Below are 396 nucleotides of genomic sequence, written 5' to 3'. Positions count from 1 at the left end.
CAGCCGGGGATCCCGGCCTCACACTGTCTGGGGATCGGGCTCGAGCGCGTCGGCTGCGCGCGGGTCCACCTCCGGGAGGATGCGGCGCCGGCGGAGCAGGTGGGGGTCGGGGGGCGGCGCGGCCGCACGTAGGTCTGTGCTGCGTGCGTGCCGGGTTACGGTGTGCCCGCGGGGCCCGCGGAGCCGGCCCTCGCGGACCGGGGGCCCGCCCTCCCCCGCATAGGGGGGAGGGAGGGCACGCGGCACGCGCTTTGGGAAAGCCCTACTTCGCCGTCATGCCGGCCACCATCGGGCAGCCGCCCTCGCTCATCGGGCGGAACGCCTGCTCGGCCGGGATCGTCTCCAGCACCTTGTAGAGGTCCCACTCGCCCTTCGACTCGGCGGGCGTCTTGGCCT

1 pseudogene is annotated in these 396 nt (G+C 75.5%); it reads right to left on the bottom strand.

Annotated elements, in window-relative coordinates:
- Positions 1 to 262: 262 nt before the first annotated feature.
- Positions 263 to 396: pseudogene (locus tag MKK75_RS32160) on the bottom strand (ABC transporter permease); the annotation flags it as partial.

This window comes from Methylobacterium sp. J-030 (assembly GCF_022829545.1).
GTDB lineage: Bacteria > Pseudomonadota > Alphaproteobacteria > Rhizobiales > Beijerinckiaceae > Methylobacterium.
This window is presented reverse-complemented; position numbering and strand designations above follow the sequence as displayed.